This is a genomic window from Mycobacterium sp. IEC1808 (assembly GCF_002101935.1).
GTDB lineage: Bacteria > Actinomycetota > Actinomycetes > Mycobacteriales > Mycobacteriaceae > Mycobacterium.
The window spans coordinates 1-1,155 of sequence record NZ_LQPV01000069.1; the positions used below are offsets into that span (position 1 = coordinate 1).

At 62.3% G+C, this 1,155-nt stretch carries 1 protein-coding gene; it reads left to right on the forward strand.

The genetic code is table 11. The features are described from left to right. Nucleotides 1-1,106 (forward strand): IS256 family transposase (locus AWB92_RS27810; RefSeq protein ID WP_142282351.1); only part of this gene is annotated, 1,106 nt, incomplete at its 5' end. Nucleotides 1,107-1,155 lie beyond the last annotated feature (49 nt).

A 1,155-nucleotide genomic window follows, 5' to 3' on the forward strand; every position in this document is an offset into this window, starting at 1 on the left:
CTTTGGATGTCGAAATCGCCGATCACCTGGGCTACGAGCACGGTGATCCGGCGGGTCACGGCTCGGGCAATTCCCGCAACGGCCACGGCCATAAAACCGTGCTGACCACGGCCGGGCCGGTCGAACTCGAAGTTCCGCGGGACCGCAACGGCACCTTTAGCCCCGCGATCGTGCCTAAACGCAAACGCCGCCTGGGCCAGGTCGAGGACATGATCTTGTCGCTGTATGCCCGGGGCATGTCCACCCGCGATATCACCGAGCATCTGGGCGAGGTCTACGGCGCACGTGTCTCGGCAGCCACGATCTCGCGGGTGACCGACGTGGTGGTCGAGGAGATCGCCGCCTGGCAATCGCGTCCGGTCGATCCGGTGTATCCGATCCTGTATATCGATGCCATCCGCATCAAGATCCGCGACGGCGGCGTGGTGGCCAATAAGGCCGCCCACGTCGTGATCGGCGTCGATATCGACGGAATCAAGCAGGTCCTGGGCATCTGGATCCAACAAACCGAGGGCGCCAAGTTCTGGCACGGAGTGCTCACCGAGCTGCGCAATCGCGGGTGCCGCGACGCGCTGTTCGTGTGCTGTGACGGATTGACCGGGTTGCCCGAATCGATCGCGACAGTGTGGCCGGCTGCGGTGATCCAGACCTGCGTGGTGCATCTGCTGCGCTCCTCGATGCGCTACGCGTCTTACACCGACCGCCGCAAGATGGCCGTCGCGCTGCGACCGATCTACACCGCGCCCACCGAAGAGGCCGCCAAACTCGCTCTCGAGGAGTTCCGCGCTCAGTGGAAAACCAAATCTCCCGGTGCGGTGGCCGTCTGGGATCGCGCCTGGGCCGAGTTCGTGCCTTTCCTGGCGTTCCCGGTCGAGATCCGCAAGATCATCTACACCACCAACGCCATCGAGTCGCTGAACTATCAGCTGCGCAAAGTCACCAAGGCCCGCGGATCGTTTCCCTCAGACGCTGCGGCGATGAAACTGCTATACCTGGCGATCCGCAACATCAACCAGAAACGAGGTAACCAAGGACAAGGAACCTACCGCTGGACCGAAGCGCTCAACACCTTCGCCATCCAATTCCCCGACCGACTCCCACTATGACCCAAAGATGAACGGCCGCAACATCTTACACAGTTATCTTGACAGCCCC